Source organism: Vibrio neptunius, from assembly GCF_000967495.1.
GTDB lineage: Bacteria > Pseudomonadota > Gammaproteobacteria > Enterobacterales > Vibrionaceae > Vibrio > Vibrio neptunius.
In genome coordinates this window covers 66,488-83,996 of sequence record NZ_JXXU01000016.1, presented here as the reverse complement: position 1 = coordinate 83,996, position 17,509 = coordinate 66,488, and the positions used below count along the sequence as shown (strand labels likewise).

Annotated in this window: 13 protein-coding genes; 5 read left to right on the top strand and 8 right to left on the bottom strand. The window is 46.3% G+C overall.

What is annotated here, in order from left to right:
- The 4 genes from TW84_RS06215 to fabB all read right to left on the bottom strand — a co-directional run.
- A partial coding sequence (locus TW84_RS06215; RefSeq protein ID WP_045974783.1) for a FimV/HubP family polar landmark protein occupies positions 1-2,758 on the bottom strand: 2,758 nt, incomplete at its 3' end.
- A 201-nt stretch (positions 2,759-2,959) separates the two neighbouring features.
- A complete protein-coding gene (locus tag TW84_RS06210) occupies positions 2,960-3,973 on the bottom strand; it encodes an aspartate-semialdehyde dehydrogenase (RefSeq protein ID WP_045974782.1) in 1,014 nt (337 codons plus the stop codon).
- Positions 3,970-5,103, bottom strand: a complete 1,134-nt coding sequence (locus TW84_RS06205; RefSeq protein ID WP_045974790.1) for a 4-phosphoerythronate dehydrogenase — start codon at positions 5,101-5,103, stop codon at positions 3,970-3,972. The genes TW84_RS06210 and TW84_RS06205 overlap by 4 nt, the downstream gene beginning before the upstream one ends.
- 231 nt (positions 5,104-5,334) lie before the next feature.
- A complete protein-coding gene (gene fabB, locus TW84_RS06200) occupies positions 5,335-6,546 on the bottom strand; it encodes a beta-ketoacyl-ACP synthase I (RefSeq protein ID WP_045974781.1) in 1,212 nt (403 codons plus the stop codon).
- A 128-nt stretch (positions 6,547-6,674) separates the two neighbouring features.
- Here fabB and mnmC point away from each other — a divergent pair, with 128 nt between their 5' ends.
- Positions 6,675-8,693 carry a bifunctional tRNA (5-methylaminomethyl-2-thiouridine)(34)-methyltransferase MnmC2/FAD-dependent 5-carboxymethylaminomethyl-2-thiouridine(34) oxidoreductase MnmC1 gene (gene mnmC, locus TW84_RS06195; protein ID WP_045974789.1) on the top strand — a complete coding sequence of 673 codons (2,019 nt, stop codon included), beginning with the start codon at positions 6,675-6,677 and terminating at the stop codon, positions 8,691-8,693.
- A 52-nt stretch (positions 8,694-8,745) separates the two neighbouring features.
- Here the strand turns inward: mnmC and TW84_RS06190 are convergent, their stop codons facing one another.
- Positions 8,746-9,270, bottom strand: coding sequence for an NADPH-dependent FMN reductase (locus tag TW84_RS06190; RefSeq protein ID WP_045974780.1), 525 nt, complete (start codon positions 9,268-9,270; stop codon positions 8,746-8,748).
- Between the two features lie 139 nt (positions 9,271-9,409).
- Entirely contained in the window at positions 9,410-9,673 is a 264-nt protein-coding gene (locus TW84_RS06185; protein WP_045974779.1) for a YfcL family protein, read from the bottom strand.
- Between the two features lie 158 nt (positions 9,674-9,831).
- Here TW84_RS06185 and TW84_RS06180 point away from each other — a divergent pair, with 158 nt between their 5' ends.
- Together TW84_RS06180 and TW84_RS06175 are read left to right on the top strand one after the other, a co-directional pair.
- Positions 9,832-11,970 carry an LruC domain-containing protein gene (locus TW84_RS06180; protein ID WP_045974778.1) on the top strand — a complete coding sequence of 713 codons (2,139 nt, stop codon included), beginning with the start codon at positions 9,832-9,834 and terminating at the stop codon, positions 11,968-11,970.
- A 13-nt stretch (positions 11,971-11,983) separates the two neighbouring features.
- Positions 11,984-12,466: a hypothetical protein gene (locus TW84_RS06175; protein ID WP_045974777.1), complete on the top strand. Its 483-nt coding sequence runs from the start codon at positions 11,984-11,986 to the stop codon at positions 12,464-12,466.
- Positions 12,467-12,500: 34 nt separating this feature from the next.
- Here the strand turns inward: TW84_RS06175 and TW84_RS06170 are convergent, their stop codons facing one another.
- Positions 12,501-13,031, bottom strand: coding sequence for an elongation factor P hydroxylase (locus TW84_RS06170; protein WP_045974788.1), 531 nt, complete (start codon positions 13,029-13,031; stop codon positions 12,501-12,503).
- A gap of 221 nt (positions 13,032-13,252) precedes the next feature.
- Here TW84_RS06170 and TW84_RS06165 point away from each other — a divergent pair, with 221 nt between their 5' ends.
- Entirely contained in the window at positions 13,253-13,876 is a 624-nt protein-coding gene (locus tag TW84_RS06165) for a trimeric intracellular cation channel family protein (protein ID WP_045974776.1), read from the top strand.
- A 429-nt stretch (positions 13,877-14,305) separates the two neighbouring features.
- Positions 14,306-16,318 (top strand): DUF885 domain-containing protein, encoded by a 2,013-nt coding sequence (locus tag TW84_RS06160; RefSeq protein ID WP_045974775.1) that lies wholly within the window; start codon positions 14,306-14,308, stop codon positions 16,316-16,318.
- 38 nt (positions 16,319-16,356) lie between these two features.
- On the opposite strand, the gene aroC is transcribed toward TW84_RS06160, so the two are convergent.
- Complete coding sequence (aroC, locus tag TW84_RS06155) at positions 16,357-17,442, bottom strand: chorismate synthase (protein WP_045974774.1); 1,086 nt, start codon at positions 17,440-17,442, stop codon at positions 16,357-16,359.
- Positions 17,443-17,509: the final 67 nt, after the last annotated feature.

The window sequence follows — 17,509 nt, the reverse complement described above, 5'->3', positions numbered from 1 at the left end:
CTGGAGTCTCTGGAGTCTCTTCAGATGATGTGTCCGTTTGCTCCTGCTGAGCAAGTAAATCTTCCTCAACAGGCACATTTTCTTCAGCAGCAACGGCAGTGCTCTCATCTAACTGTGCTGAAGAAGTAACCGGAACTTCATGACTCTCTTCCAATTCAGAACTTGGGTTTTCGACTTCATCAATAGCAGACGTCAACCAGTCATCTTCATCATCTTGCTCAGACTCGGGACCCGCCGCTTCCGGCTCATCGAGTTCAAGGGTTTCCATATCGCTTGAGAGGGCATCTTGATTTTCGTCCTGGACCAAATCAAACTCAGACTCTTCGGCTAATTGAGGGCTTTCCACCTCATCAATCGCTGAGGTAAGCCAATCATCCTCTTCTGGCTCTGGCTCTGGCTCTGCAAAGTTTGAGTCATCTTCAGGTTGCGCTGCAACAACTTCCTCAGATACTGCTTCACTTAAATCGGGTTCATCCAAATCAAGCTCATCGAGCAATGGATCACCTTCGGGCGCAGCGCTCAACATGTCATCGATAAAATCTTCACTGGAGAATTTATCATCACTTGCCGGTGTTTCAGGCTCTTCGCCTTGTTTTGGTTGATTTTCCTCTGGCTCAACTAATGGGATCTCTTCCTCTGGCACTTCCTGAACTGGCTCTTCGCTCTGTTTTTCTATTTCGAGCAATTCTTCAAATAGATCAGTCCCTTCATCACCGAGCTCTTCAGAAATAGGCTGTTCCTGCTGCGATTCCGCTTCAAATATATCATCGAGTAACTCAGTGCTATCTTCTAGAGAAGCGATATCATCGATGTGATCATCGGTTAGAAATTCATCCAGTGTTTCTGTAGAGTCCGCATCCAGTTCATCGCTATCTTCAGTGATGAGTTCATCAAAGCTGGTGTCACTATCACTACTTAAGTCGAGATCATCACTTAAAAAGTCATCTAGCTCATCATCTTTACTGAAATCTTCGGTTCCATCATCGTCGATAAGTTCATCAAGTAGCTCTGTACTACCTTCATCGAGGGTCGGTGTTGGTTCTTCAACTAATTCATCCAGCAATGCGGTTTCATCGAGTGCTTCCGCTTCAAGTTTTTCAAGGTCCGCCTGGGCTTCTACTTGCGAAAAGAGGTCATCAATTTCACTGTCTGAAGCTAAATTCGGCTCATTGGCATCAGTAGCCTCGACACTACCGTCGTTACCGCTGAGATCGAAGTCATCACCAGCCTCATCTAACAATGAATCGAAATCCAGATCATCACTTGAGTCATCAGAATCCGTCTCACTAAATAAATCATCTAACAGTGATTGATCCAATTCATCGGTCCCAAGATCTTCTGAATCTCCATCTGATGCCAGCAATGAATCTAACTCGTCTTGAGAAATCTCATCGTCATCATCAGATAAGTCGAATTCTCCTTCCGGTGATTCGTCTTCAATAATGACCTCATCTAGCGCACGCTCCATCTCTTCTAGGCCGAGCGCTTTATCTTCGCTGTTAACACTGATGCCATTAGTGCTGGCATCTAGATCAGCGAGCGCTTCGTCCAGTTCGCCATCATCACCAATACCGGCGAATGGATCTTCGCCATCTTCACCTTCAAGGTTGAAATCGAGATCGTTATCTTCTAAGTCGGCAAAGACATCTACTTCGCCATCTTCTTTAACTTCATCTAAACCAGAGTCATCCGAGAACAACTCCTCTTCATCGTCAGTTGATTCACCAAACAAGTCATCATCAAGCAACAAGTCATCATCGACCTCTTCATTTAATGAATCAGGAGTAATTGGTGCGACAGGTTGAACGGTTTGTTCGGTGGCGGTTTGTGCTTCTGAGTCTTCTTTCTTACGACGACCCAACAACATCATGATCAGCAAGCCAATCAGCAAGCCTGGGATAATGGCGGCAGCAGCGACGAGCCATGTATTAGAGAGCAACTCATCCAGTGGTGATGGTTTCATCTTTTGCTCTTCTGCTAAACGTAAACGTTCAGCCTCTAGCAACTTCTCAACTTCAGTACGAATTCGAGATTCATCACCCAGCTCATCTTTTAGTACGTCCACTTCAGACTGAACATCAGCAAGCATTAGGCGCAATTTATGATTCTTCTCTTCCAGAGCCATCAACTCGCCTTCTGAACTTTCGAGTTGCTTTTCCAAAGTCGAAACTTGCGCTTTTTGCTCTTGCTTGGCTATTTTTGCTAAATCCGCATTTGGCTGCATTGCCGGTTTTGTATCATCCATCATTGGCTTTTCAGCGTTAGATGGTTTCATCTCTTGTGGTTGCTGCTGAGGCCGGGTTTGCGGGGTTGGGCGAGAAACCGCAGGAATATCCGTCAAGCGTGCTTGATGGGCCGCCATGACATTAACGGCTTCTTGTGTCGAAACGCTTTGGACTTGCGCTAGAGAAGGAATTCGTAGCGTACTACCTGGGATAAGCTCGTGGATGTTTTGATTTTCAAATGCTTGAGGGTTGAGCTGATACACAGCAAGCAACGTTTGTTGCACAGAAACGCTGGCGGATGGACGCAAACGGCTAGCAATAGCCCAGAGTGTTTCTTGAGAGGTAGTTGGTCCATAAAAGCGAGAAGGCTCGTTGTTACGCAGATCTTGGGGGACAAAATCAGAATATTGCGGCGATGCTTGGATCTCGCCATCAGGTCCCTTAAGGCGAATAGTTTCTGCACTAACAATCGATGTCTGAGTCACGGCTACTAATGCAACAGGCAGCAGCAGACACTTAAAAATTCGAAGCATAGAAGGCTCAGCTATGTGCTCAATAAATTTTAATGTAATGATCTGTTAAATATATCGGATAAACACGCGAAAACTATAGGCGCATAGCTAAAAAATGTGTGGCTGCCGCCATATTCGCACTAATCTCACACTAAATTTTGGAATCTGATTAAAAAAGCCTCACACAATGGTGAGGCTTTGCTATGAAAGTAAATAATACGATCAGTAGTAGTCGCGAATCAGCACTTCTGCAATCTGAACTGCATTGGTTGCTGCGCCTTTGCGAACGTTATCTGCTACAACCCATAAGTTGATGCCACTATGATGGCTAATGTCGTTGCGAATACGACCTACCATCACGTGATCTTTACCACCGGCATCACGAACCTGTGTCGGGAAATCGTCACCATGGAACACTTCAACACCTTCGGTCTGCTCTAGTAAATTCGCCACTTCCTGAGCATCAATTGGAGCACGTGTTTCGATATGAAGTGCTTCTGCATGACCGTAGAATACAGGTACTCGCACACAAGTCGGGTTGACCGTAATTGACGAGTCATTAAAGATTTTTTGAGTTTCCCACACCATTTTCATTTCTTCTTTGGTGTAGCCATTTTCCATAAACTGGTCAATTTGTGGCAGACAGTTAAAAGCAATCTGCTGCGAGAACTGTTCACTTTCAGCCGGCATGCCATTAAGCAGCTTAGCCGTTTGACCTGCCAACTCATCGATACCGGATTTACCAGCTCCAGAAACGGATTGGTAAGTCGAGACATTAATACGATCGATACCCACAGCATCATGAATCGGCTTAAGTGCTACCAACATTTGAATTGTCGAACAGTTCGGGTTAGCAATGATGTTGCGGTTTCGGAATTCGGCAATCGCTTCAGGGTTAACCTCAGGCACAACCAAAGGGATGTCATACTCATAACGGAAGTTGGAGGTGTTATCGATCACAATCACCCCTTCATCAGCAGCGATTGGCGCCCACTTGGCCGATAATTCTCCCCCAGCGGAAAACAAGCCAATGTGCACCTGAGACCAATCAAAATCTTCTACATTTTCAACTTTGACGGTCTTTCCGTTAAAGCGGTAAGTCTTGCCTTCACTACGCTCACTGGCTAGCAGAAAAAGGTCACCAACAGGAAACTTACGTTCCTGAAGTACTTCGAGAATTGTTTCACCGACTGCGCCGGTCGCACCTAAAATGGCAACGTTATATTGCTGGCTCATTGACTTACCTCAATTTGAAAACCTAATTTCGCTAGTGGTTGCAGGTTAGTTTCTGCATTTCCTCTTAGCGTGACTGCACTATATTCACGGCGCTCCCAGTAGTTCTTACGCATCAAGTCAAATGCACCAGGTTGACTGATTTCACGACGGAACAATGCATCGTCTTTACGCACATCATAGACCAGTTGCGTCAGGTTATGCAGCGTTGCCTCTTCCCAAGCCCTGTCCAATACCAAAGTCGGCACTGGAGCTGTTGGCAGAAGCTCACTGGCATGTGCACGTAAATCGTTATTCAGAAACTCGCAGAAGCTATTAAAAATCATCGTTGTTCCGCGAGCTTTTCCCTCTAAGCCATAACCGGCAACATGAGGGGTTGCGAATGCTAGCAGAGGCAGAAGCTCCATATCAACCTCTGGCTCGAATTCGAACACATCTAAGGCAGCAATAAAGCCGTCTTGTTTTCTCAGACGAGCTTTCAAAGCAGCATTATCAACAACCGGCCCGCGCGCCGCATTGATTAAAATTTGATCACCACGTAACTTATTCAACACATCTTCATTGATTAAGTGATGGGTCGGAAAATCACCATCACGAGTGATTGGAGTGTGAGTAGTAATGATATCTGCTTGCTCAAACAAGTCATCTAAAGGGGTGAAGTTGCGCTCATCTCCCGCCGCTTGCTTTGGAGGATCGTTGATAAGCACCTTAATACCTATACCTTCCAAGCATTGTTGCAGGTAGCTCCCTACCTGGCCTGCACCAATGATTCCAACGGTTTTATCAAATACAGAAAAGCCTTGTTGCTGCGCAAGCACCATCATAACGCTGAACGCATACTCTGCTACACCGACCTTGTTACATCCTGGTGCCGCGGTGAAAAAGATGCCTTTATCTTTGAGTAACGCCTGATCAACATGATCCATACCAGCGGTTGCTGTTCCAACAAACTTAAGCCGATTCGCTTTGGAAATCAGCTCGTCATTCACTTTGGTAACGGAGCGAATCATCAACGCATCTACATCAACTAAGTCATCGGCGCCCAGCGTACGTCCGGATTTTAAAACAACTTCGCCCAGCTGGCTAAAAAGTTGCTCAGCGTAAGGCATATTTTCATCAATTAGGATTTTCATGGCTTCAGAGATTTGATTTGGGAATGGCAGTGATTGTGCAGAAAAGCGCAGTCTCTGTCGAGCACTAGCGTCAGAAAGAAAAATGCCCGGCATAAGCCGGGCAAAGTTCCAGAACAAAAGGATCCGGACCCGCTCTCCATGGGTCAGAGTCTGCGTCTGTTCAACTACGTTTTGTTTCAAAGCGTAGTCAAGCTCTGGAAACCTGTATACTGGGACTACCCAGCTGTTAAGTTAGCCTTGGTATTTTTTGATAACAAGTGTTGCGTTAGTACCACCAAAACCAAAGCTGTTAGACATTACTGTCGTCAATTCTGCATCACGTGTTTCAGTCACAATGTCTAGACCTTGAGCTGCCTCATCCAGATTTTCAACGTTCACGCTTGGTGCGATGAAGTTATTGTCTAGCATCAGCGTAGAGTATATCGCTTCATGTACGCCAGCTGCACCAAGAGCATGGCCTGTCATCGCTTTTGTCGCAGAAATTGCTGGGCTGTTGTCACCAAACAACTCTTGAATAGCACCTAGCTCTTTTACGTCACCAACTGGTGTGGATGTACCGTGAGTGTTCACATAGTCAATTGACTCTACGTCTTGCATTGCCATCTTCATACAACGCACTGCACCTTCACCTGATGGTGCCACCATGTCGTAGCCGTCAGACGTCGCGCCGTAACCTACGATCTCACCGTAAATCTTCGCACCACGTGCCAGAGCGTGTTCAAGCTCTTCGATAACCAGCATACCGCCGCCGCCAGAGATAACGAAACCATCACGATCAGCATCGTAAGTACGAGACGCTTTGTCTGGTGTTTCGTTGTACTTAGTTGATAGTGCGCCCATAGCGTCAAACATCATAGTTTGAGACCAATCTAGCTCTTCACCACCACCTGCGAATACGATGTCTTGTTTACCTAACTGGATAAGTTCCATTGCGTGGCCAACACAGTGTGCAGAAGTTGCACATGCAGAACTCATTGAGTAGTTCACGCCGCGAATTTTAAACGGCGTTGCAAGACATGCAGAAACCGTTGAAGACATGGTGCGTGGAACCATGTAAGGACCCACACGTTTTACGCCTTTCGCTCGCATTGTATCTGTCGCAACAGTTTGGTTAAGTGCAGATGCACCACCAGAACCAGCAACAATACCTGTGCGATCGTTAGAAACTTGCTCGTCAGTCAGACCCGCGTCTTCGATAGCTTGCTGCATTGATAGGTATGCATACGCAGCCGCATCACCCATAAAGCGCATCTGTTTACGGTCAATGTGCTCTGATGGGTTGATTTTTAGATCACCCCATACCTGTGAACGAAGACCTTGTTCTTTAAACTGCTCAGAGGCAGTAATACCAGATTTACCTGCTTTTAGAGACGCTAAAACTTCTTCGACGTTGTTACCGATACTCGAAACAATACCCATACCGGTGATTACGACTCGTTTCATTATGACATTCCTATAATTCAAAAATCTGCTAGATGATAACTAAGTTACCTATGAAAAGTGGTCAGCTTTCCCGGAAAACCGTACAATCGCCACAACTTTATCGTCTTCATCACAAAAATTCAGACATTATGACCTCAATTACCAATGCTCAGCTGGGCTGGAACGACGCCGGAACCCCAGTCTCAGACCAGTTTGATGACGTTTATTTTTCTAACATAAACGGGCTCGAAGAGACCCGCTACGTTTTTCTTCATCAAAATCATCTGCCACAAAGATGGCAGGATTATGACCAACGTCGTTTTGTCATCGGAGAAACAGGTTTTGGTACTGGTCTGAATTTCCTCGCAGTTTGGCAATGGTTTGAAGAATTTAGGCGTCAAAACCCGGATGCGCCACTAAAAGAGCTGCATTTTGTGAGTTTTGAAAAGTACCCTCTAAGCAAAGATGACCTGATAAAAGCTCACCAAGCTTGGCCAGAACTGGCTGAATACGCAAGAAAATTACAGCAATATTATCCAATTGCCGTGCCAGAGTGCCACCGAATTGTCTTAGAAAACGGTGCGATAACCCTAGATCTATGGTTCGGTGATATAAAAGATTGCATGCCTAACGTCCCTGTTGGCGAACAAGGTTTGATTGATGCATGGTTTCTTGATGGTTTTGCCCCTAGCAAGAATCCTGAAATGTGGAACCAAGAGCTGTTCAACGGTATGGCAAAACTTGCTAAACAAGATTGTACCTGTGCCACTTTCACTGCTGCTGGTTTCGTGAGACGGGGCTTGATTGAAGCCGGTTTCGAAATGAAGAAAGTTAAAGGCTTTGGCACCAAACGGGACATGATCGCTGGACACCTAGCCCAGCGAAAGCCACACACTAACCATAAGCCTTGGTTCCATCGAGATAGCAGTAGCTCGACTCAGTCCGTAGCAATTATTGGCGGCGGCATCGCCAGTGCCACGCTAGCAAAAACGCTCATTCGTCGAGGGATAAAAGTCACACTATATTGTCAGGATTCAGAGGCTGCACAAGGTGCTTCCGGAAATCGCCAGGGCGCAATCTACCCATTGCTGAATAGTTCTCATACAGGTGTGTCCCGCGTCTTTGCTCCGGCTTTTTTGTTCGCTCGTCAATTTATTGTTCAAGCAGCGCAATCGATTGAGTTTGATCATGATTGGTGTGGCGTGACTCAACTTATGTGGGATGAAAAGTCACAAGCCAAATTGGAACGTATGTTGACTGGCAATTTTGATAGTGGACTTATCCGCCAACTAAACAGTGAGCAAACCAATCAAATACTTGGCTTACCGGTTGATATGAACAGCGTACATTACCCACTTGGCGGATGGCTGTGTCCAGCCCAGCTCACTCAGGGATTGATTAGCAGACTCTCCCAAAACCCAGTGTTTGAAGTACGTTATCAAACCAAAATAGATGATATGCGCTGGGATGAAGTACACGCTAACTGGACATTATGCAGCGGTGAAAAAAACTTCACTCACGATACTGTGGTAATAGCCAATGGTCATCAATTTAACGAGCTGCCGCCGACGAAAGACGTCCCTCTTGGACAAGTAAAAGGTCAGGTAAGCCATATTCCAACCAACAGCGAGCTCAACCAGCTCAAAACCGTGCTTTGCTACGACGGTTATATGACGCCAGTCAACCCGAATAATGGGTTCCACTGTCTTGGCGCAAGCTACGACAGAGAGAATCTGGATCGTGAGTTTGATCCTATCGCGCAGCAAGAAAACGCGGAGAAACTACGTAAGTGCATCCCAGCACAAAGCTGGCCTCACCAAGTCGACACCTCAGACAACCAATCACGTCAAGGGATTCGCTGTGTAAGCCGTGACCACTTGCCATTCATCGGCGCCGTCGGGGATTTAGACAAAACCAAGCAGGTTTACCGCAATCTACAAACCACCAAACAGCAAGACGCAGAGAAAGTGCCGTCCTACCCTAACCTGTTTTGCATGCTTGGGTTGGGTTCTCGCGGTTTAAGCTCAGCGCCTCTTTTGGCAGAAACCTTAGCTTCGCAGATATGTGGTGACCCATTGCCGTTACCAGTGGATGTGTTAGAAGCGCTTCACCCAAGCCGTATGTGGGTAAGGAAATTGAGAAAAGGCAAAGCCATCACTGAACTCTAAAGTGACAAAGAGAGCTTACCGAGTCATTCTCTTTAAGCTCTCGTTCTTAACATCAAGGTAGCATTGATACAGCAGCTTTGACTTGCTCAGCCACTTCCAGATTTTTAAACACGCCAGACTCCAAATCAAAATTGTCGTAAAAGCTTGGAATCGATAAGGAGGCTTTCACTTCAGCGCCAAAGTATGGAGCAGAACCTGTTGCAGCAGCTAATACATTAGATGCACCGCCAGGGCCTGGTGATGTTGAAAGGTAAATGGCTGGTTTATTGGCAAATACATTACGCTCAATGCGTGTCGCCCAATCAAACAGGTTTTTGTAGGCCGCAGGATAAGAGCCATTGTGCTCGGCGAAAGAAATAACCAACGCATCAGCCTGAGCAATGTCTGCCAAAAACACTTTCGCCCCCTCAGCCTGACCGATTTGCTTTTCTTTATCTTCACTAAACAGCGGAACATCGTAGCTGTTAAGATCCAAAATAGTCACCTCTGCTCCTTCAACTAGATGAGCAGCATAAGTGGCTAACGTTTTGTTGATAGACGTAGAGCTGGTTGAAGCTCCAAAAGCGACAATCTTCATAATCTGATTTCCCGTTCGTTTCTCTATATGTGCTTAGAAGAATATCACTGAACAGAAAAGCAACAACCATAAATAATTTAAGAGGTTGTTCGAAAAACTCGAACAACCTCTTATTTAAGATAATTTAGTGTGATTCTGGTTAGGCGTTGTTCACTAGCTCAACCCATAGGTCATTGACAATAGTGCGGTCAGCAGGAGTAAGTTCTGAGCGAGCGTCATCCAAACTACTTTGAATACGTAATTTAAGTTCTTCTAAATCGTTGACGCCTTCTTCCTCACATGAAGCAGCTGATAGAGAAATATGCCCACGTAGGTAACCACCAGCAAACAATTCATCATCAGATGCGTTTTCAATACGCGCATCAATCATTTCTAGCAGCTTTTCTTCAAATTCAATAATCATAATGCTCTATTGCCCAGGTCAGTTTGATTCTCAAAAAGAGTGCAGAGCTTCTCACATTGAGAAAATTAACGCAAACCCTAGTTATATCAAGGGCTGACAGCATGGCACGCGCTGTGCAATTCCTCAACTATTCAACGAAGTTAAGCGAGGAAAGACCCATGGAAAGAAAACAAACGGCTTTGAAGATATCAGTGATGGTCAGTACCTTGTTTCACGCATCGTTCACCTTTGCAGAGACACCATTCACCTCGTGTCCCACTCAGGCATTTTTAATTCAGAATCCAACAGGCACGCCAGTTGCCTATGGTGTCAACATCGACGTAGGTAGCTATGTAACCTTGGATTCCAATCTAGATACTGCAAAGCTAAATGGTGTAGGTTACAGCAAACATGACGATTTCATTTACGGCTGGGACTACGGTACGGCTTCTCTATCCCGAATTGACTCCACCTTTACAAAAACCTTACTCAATGTCAGCAAGCCTTCTGGTGCACCAACTTCTATCTATGTGGGTGACGTATCGCTTGATGAAAACGCTTGGTACGGATATCGACCAAGCTATGGACTCTACAGAATTGACTTAGATACCCTTGTCATGGAGCTTTCATCGCCGCCTAGCCAATTCGGCAATCCTGCTATATACGATTTAGCCTTTCACCCTGACAACAGCCTAGCGTATTCCATCGATTCAAATGGTTACCTGTGGGAGATTGATGTCAACGCTGGTACTTCCATCCGACTGAACCAATTGTTAGATAAAAATGCACTCGGATATCGCTTTACTTTTGGCGCGGTCTATTTCGATGTTGATGGTAACTTCTACGCCAGCAACAACAGTAATGGATATGTCTTCAAAGTAACCATCAATGGAAACAACTCCAGCGCAGAATTTTTTGCTTATGGCCCTTCCAGTAACTCAAATGATGGTGCTCGCTGTGCTCTCGCTCCAGTCGAGCCGAGTGAATACACCGATTTCGGCGACGCACCAGACAGTTACAAAACGACTTTCGCCTCCTCTGGTGCACGTCATGGTATGTCAGATCTTAAATTAGGCTCTGTTATCGATGGAGAGACCGACGGCAGCCCATATCCGCTTAGCGATGATACTTCAGATGGTTCGGACGATGATGACGGTATCCAATTCCCTGTTCCAATTCAGGTCGGACAAACCAGTAAAATCATCGCAACAGCCGCGGGGACATCTGGCAGTTCAGTACTCAATGCCTGGATTGATTTCGACCGAGATGGAGAGTTTGAGTCTAACGAAATCATCATCAGCGACCAATCAATGAGCGATAGTACTGGCGACATCTTCTTCACTGTTCCAACTTGGGCTGTCACTGGAGAGACTTGGGCTCGATTCAGAATTTCCAACACATCGGGCATTGGTCCAAGCGGCGGGGTTCCCGCTGGTGAGGTGGAAGACTATCTGGTCGACATTACAGAAAGTGGAGTGGTAACTGAACTCTACCCCAGCGGTGGCGGATACACTTCTTTCGCCTATGAAGATCAGTATCCGAGACGCGGAGACTATGACATGAACGATGTACTGATGAACGTTAAGTACACAGAGTACCAGCTCAATGGTCAAGTCATTCGTATGAAAATGGAAGGCAAGGTCGCCGCTCTCGGTGGTAACTACCACTCAGGTTTCGCAATTCGATTACCTAATGTGGCAAGAGAAGACATAAAATCAGACTCCATCCAACTTTACGTGAATAACGCGCTGCAAACTGCGACCGTGCTCGAAACAGACACAGTTGATGCGGTATTCATCATTCACGAAGACTTATGGGACATTACTGAATCAGGTGAGGCCGAAGAGTGCACTATGTTCCGAACTCAAGAAAACTGCGGCACAAGTTATCGTCCAAGTTGGAGCCTAACCTTCTCGTTTGAAAATGCAGTCAACACATCTACTATGCCAGCATTCCCGTATGACCCATTCATATTTGCGGCTCCAGGTCATTATTACGGTGACATCGGTTATCAATTGACAGGCAGCTTCCCAGGACGAGGTTTAGAAATCCACCTCAAAAACCAATCCCCGACCAGTAAGTTTGATACTCGATACAAGTCTTACGGCGTCGATGCATCAAGTGGTAATACCCACTACCACGACGACAAAGGGCTGCCTTGGGCTATAGAAATCCCTACTACTTGGCAACATCCGTACGAACAGGTCAATATTTTAGAGGCTTATACCAACTTTGACGATTATGCCGAAGACGCCACAGGTCAAACTGAACCGACCTGGTACGAAACTTCTGTAGATGGCAAAATTTATATCGACTAAGGGAGAAACGATTATGTGGAATATCAAACTAACGCACTTATTTGCAATGGTACTACTTGTTTCTCTCTCCGGCTGTGGTGGCGGAGGTGGTGAAAGCGGTGAAGCAGGATCTTCGGGTTCATCAACGGGTTCTTCGGCTGCAGCCACATCAACCAATGAAGATTCCAACACTTTGGCCGATGTGCGTATCGATTATACCAACAATCTCACTTCGGTGTATCAGGTCGACATAGATGTCAGCCTACCTCACCTTTCAGCTTCGCAGGTTTACATCTCCGTTTGTGATAATGCCGGCGGGAGCGTTGAGTCTGTTGACTATGACAAATGCCTATTGAAAGCAGCGTTGCAATCCGGGACGGGCAGTTATCAACTACGGGTACCTAATCACTGCACATCATTGATAGCGGTAGTTTCCGTCATGGAACCCAACACTGCCCCATTGGTCTATACGCTCAATCACAACAATCAAGCCGAAACGACTTGGCTCATTCAGTAACGAAAAGCAAACCAGCCGCATACTGCGGCTGGTTTTACATGACTTCAAACATGGAATAATCCAGAGCAGGCTGCTGATAAAATGACCTTAATGCATCTGAAAGCATACGAACACGCAGTGGCATGCCCTGCTCAAATATCTTGCCGACTTCCGTATGAACCTTGTGCATAAAGGCCAACCGATCAGGTTCAAAGTCTCCGTTTAAGTTGTCGCAACTCACTGTAAACGGAAAACCTGCGCTAAGAGAGAGGATCCACTCATAAGCCTGAGGCCGAATTTCAACCTTCTCAAATTCAGCCTGAACCGCTTCAGTGCGCCCATCAGGTTGGTACCAATAGCCGAAATCCTCTAATAAGCGACGCTCTGGTCCTGCGACACACCAATGCGCTACCTCGTGAAGTGCTGACGCATAGAAGCCACGAGCAAAAATAATCCGGTGATTAGGCTGACTGTCATCCGCTGGCAGGTAAATAGGCTCGTCGCCCCCTAACTCCAAACGCGTATTATATTCACTTAGAAAAGTGGCGTTAAAAATGTTGATCAGGTCCTGATATTTGTGGCTCATGGGGATAAAATAATGGTTTAAATTACAGCACTCGGCATTCTCGCATTTTTGATCCCAATTGCAAATCCCTACACCAACCACTGACATTAGAAATAATTATGCGAAAACCCCCTTCACATTCATAAAATCTCATTCGTCACAGATCACATTTCCCACTAAACTGCCTTTTATTGGTTACAGAATGGTAAATTTCCAATCCGCTAGTCACGTAGGGCAAAACAATGTTATTGAGCATTTTATATATCATTGGCATCACGGCTGAAGCCATGACCGGCGCACTCAGTGCAGGTCGAAGAAAAATGGATTGGTTTGGGGTTATGCTCGTTGCAAGTGCAACAGCAATTGGCGGTGGAACAGTGCGTGATATCCTCCTCGGCCACTACCCGCTCGGCTGGGTAGAGAATCCACAATTTCTCGCGATCACCTGTATTGCGGGCGTGCTAACCACGGGGTTAGCCAAATGGATCATCAAGTTTAAAGGGGTGTTCATTCGCCTCGATGCGCTGGGCCTGATTGTGTTTAGCATAATCGGTACTAAAGTGGCGTTAGCAATGGGCCATCATGTCATGATCTGTATGGTAGCGGCACTAGTAACAGGCGTTTTTGGTGGGCTATTACGTGACTTAATCTGTCGTCAAACACCGCTTGTATTGCACGAAGAGTTATACGCGTCTGTCGCCCTGATTGCTTCAGGCCTTTACCTAGCGTTACTAAAGTTTGGTATTAATGATGTTACCGCGACTATCTCAACTCTAGTAGTTGGCTACATGCTGCGCATGGCTGCGGTTCGCTTTAAATGGCGTCTGCCTTCATTCCACCTTGAGACTGAAGGTTCTCTCCACTAATTCACAACGCCCCGTTCTCGGGGCGTTTTATTCTCTAGCGGTCGCTCAACTATGAATAATATTCGACCGAATATTTACCGCTAAGGATCATTTGTGAGCCCGCTTGGATTTAACACCAAAACCTTCCATCGAAGTGCGATTGTGCGATGAAAGTACATTCAAGTATTCTGCAAATCTCTTCATTGGTTTAATAACGCCTCTTCAGGACGACACACTTGCTCACCAATCGCTAACATATTGATGCAACTTTCAATGATGAGTGCGTGACGGGTTAATTATCCGTTAATTTGTCCTGTGACCTTTTGCACAAACACAGCAGACGACTTATTTTACTCTGGTCGCCCGCAAGGAAGAGTCTGATTTCACTATCGTTAAACTCTCTCCATTCTTTTCCTTGCCATCACTTTAAATAAGCTGAAAGGTCTGAAGATGAGAAACAAACAACGTATTACCCTATCGGCAATAACGCTAGCCGTCATCTTGGCAGGTTGTAGTTCCGCGCCAAAAACAAATCATGCTTCCATCCAGCTGACTACACTACTCGACAGCTACCAACATGAATCACAATCTCTGGATAACACTCACTTTGGTATCGTCAATGATCAGATGGTTGCCGCACGTCAGTCTTTAGATCGTACCTATCTCGAAAAGCTTCTTGAGATAGAAAGAAACGCGTTAACCGATGAAGAAAAGGTGTATTACGATACTTTCCGCTTTGACCGCACCATTGCGATTCGCGGTGCAAGCTTCCCCAATACGCGTTTTGGCAACTTCGATGTCCCAGTCACGCATTTTTACAACTACATACAGTGGAATGCCGAAGAAGCGGGCACTGCGATTGATGATTCTGACAATGAACAAACGTATCAAGAACAACTCACCCTGCTCAAAGAGTACACCTCTTGGGTCAGGGGCTTACGCAGCCAATACCAGCAAGCGACACAGCAAGGTATTCAACTACCGGCCATTCTTGCTGAGCGCCTATATCAAAACAGCGTGGACACGATTAGCTACAATAATTTTGCCGTGCTCAAAGTAGGATTAAACGACTTAAAAACTCAGTCAGGGTATACGTCAACCTTTGTCAATCAATACACACATGAAGTTGAGAAAGCACAGCGGGCAACCCAAGAGCTATTGGCATATCTGCACAATCAGTACGTTAAGAGCGCTCGCGGTGAAGGCCAACTCACTGACAAGAATATTGGCTGGGGTGATTTACCCAATGGACAGAGCTGGTATCAGTGGCACCTAGACCGAAACAGTACTACCGGAAAGTCAGCCACCGAGTTACATCATATGGGTGAACAACTGGTCGCAGAAGCTAAAGCGGAGATGATTCGCGTGGCAAAAGTGGTGGTTGCGAAGCGCGGCTCCATCGTGGAAGCGGCGTATCGAGACCCAGCAACAGGTGACGTTTCACCTCGGACGTTTGAACTCGCCACGGACTCAGGCCAGATCAATCTCGGCGAGTTTTTTCAATACCTCAACAGCGAGCAATTCTTTTATGGCCGAGATGGTCAGCCAACAACTACCAAGCAATACGCAGCGAGCTGCATTAGCGCATCCTCTCCTTCCGCCTGCGAAAACGCGCTGGAGGACTACTATGTGTTTAAAGACAATGCTAACGATGTCGTTGCCAGCTATTTTAAACCTATAAAAGCCGACTACATCATCGAGCCAACACCTGCTGAAAGAGAGATGTATGATGGTGTCGCTTCCTACGATGACAATGTGTTCACCCTCAACACCAATCCAGACTACAGCCTACAAAAATGGAATGTCTCGACCTTGTTGTTACATGAAGCCGCGCCTGGTCATCATTTCCAAAACGCGTACGCGCAGGAGTACCCACCTACCAATCTTCCCGATTATATGCAGGATATTTGGTACACCGCTTATGGTGAAGGCTGGGCGCTCTATACCGAATGGCTTGGTATCGAAATGGGCATCTACGGAGAGCTTGACGCACAGAATCGGCCGACGTTTATTAACGGTAAAGGCATGTGCACCCCTACCACTGACTATGACCAGTTCCAAGGCGGTATCTATACGGATGAGCAGGAATGTAATGCTCTACAGTACTTTGGCAGTCTAAACGAAGCACAACTGAGGAATATGCGCTTGACTGTCGATACCGGCATTCACGCCAACGGCTGGAGTATTGAGCAAGCACGCGATTATATGCACGCCAATTCTGCGCTCGGCGAAGGTGACATAGAATCAGAAAGCTTCCGTTACGCAGCCTATGTCGGTCAGGCGGTTTCCTACAAATCCGGTTATCTGGTTATCCGCGAATTGCTTGAAAAGGCTCAACAAGAGCTAGGAGATAAGTTTGAATACGCTGAATTCCACGACCAACTGCTACGCTACGGACAGCAACCGATGGAAGTGATGAAGAGCAATATCAACAACTGGGTTTCTACAAAACTGCAGGCCTAAATGAAAAACGGCTTCCCTGTGGAAGCCGTTTCTATTCACTAAATCTGAGGTGTATCAGTCGTCACACCTTGATTCTGACCACGATGTCGAAGTAAGTGGTCCATCACTACAATGGCCAACATAGCTTCTGCAATAGGCACTGCGCGAATACCAACACATGGGTCATGACGGCCCTTAGTGATGAGCTGAGTAGGCTCACCTTCTCTGGTGATGGTTTCACCCGGAACGGTAATACTTGAGGTAGGCTTAAGTGCTATATTCGCAACAATATCTTGGCCTGTCGAGATCCCTCCTAAAATGCCACCAGCATGGTTGCTACCAAAACCGTCTGGAGACAAAGTATCACGGTGCTCGCTACCCTTTTGGCTAACAACATCGAATCCATCGCCGATTTCAACACCTTTCACCGCGTTGATGCTCATCAGCGCGTGGGCAATATCAGCATCCAAACGATCAAACACAGGTTCACCTAAACCGACAGGTACATTCGTTGCGACAACTTGGAGCTTGGCGCCAATCGAGTCGCCTTGCTTTTTAAGATCGCGAATCAGCTGATCTAACGCGTCAACTTTGTCGACGTCTGGGCAGAAAAACGCGTTATTTTCAATCTCATCCCAATCCACTTTCTCAATTGATACATCACCCATTTGAGACAGATAAGCGCGGATCTCGATACCAAACTCTTGCTTCAGGTATTTTTTAGCAATAGCACCGGCAGCGACACGCATAGCGGTTTCACGTGCTGAAGAGCGGCCTCCACCACGATAATCACGCACACCATATTTCTGGTGGTAGGTATAATCAGCGTGACCTGGACGGAACTTGTCTTTAATTTCCGAATAATCTTTTGAGCGTTGGTCTGTGTTTTCAATCAACAGACCAATCGAAGTACCCGTGGTTTTACCTTCGAATACGCCAGACAGAATCTTCACTTCATCTGGTTCGCGACGTTGAGTGGTATAACGAGAAGTCCCCGGTCGACGACGATCGAGATCCATCTGAATGTCTGCTTCAGTTACTTCTAGCCCTGGAGGGCACCCGTCGACGATACATCCTAGTGCGATACCGTGACTTTCTCCGAATGTCGTTACTCGGAAATGCTGTCCGATACTGTTTCCTGCCATTACTTCCTCAAATTCCTTCAGCCCTGTAAACAAAGCTGTACATTACAATTGTTGGTAAATTCATAGT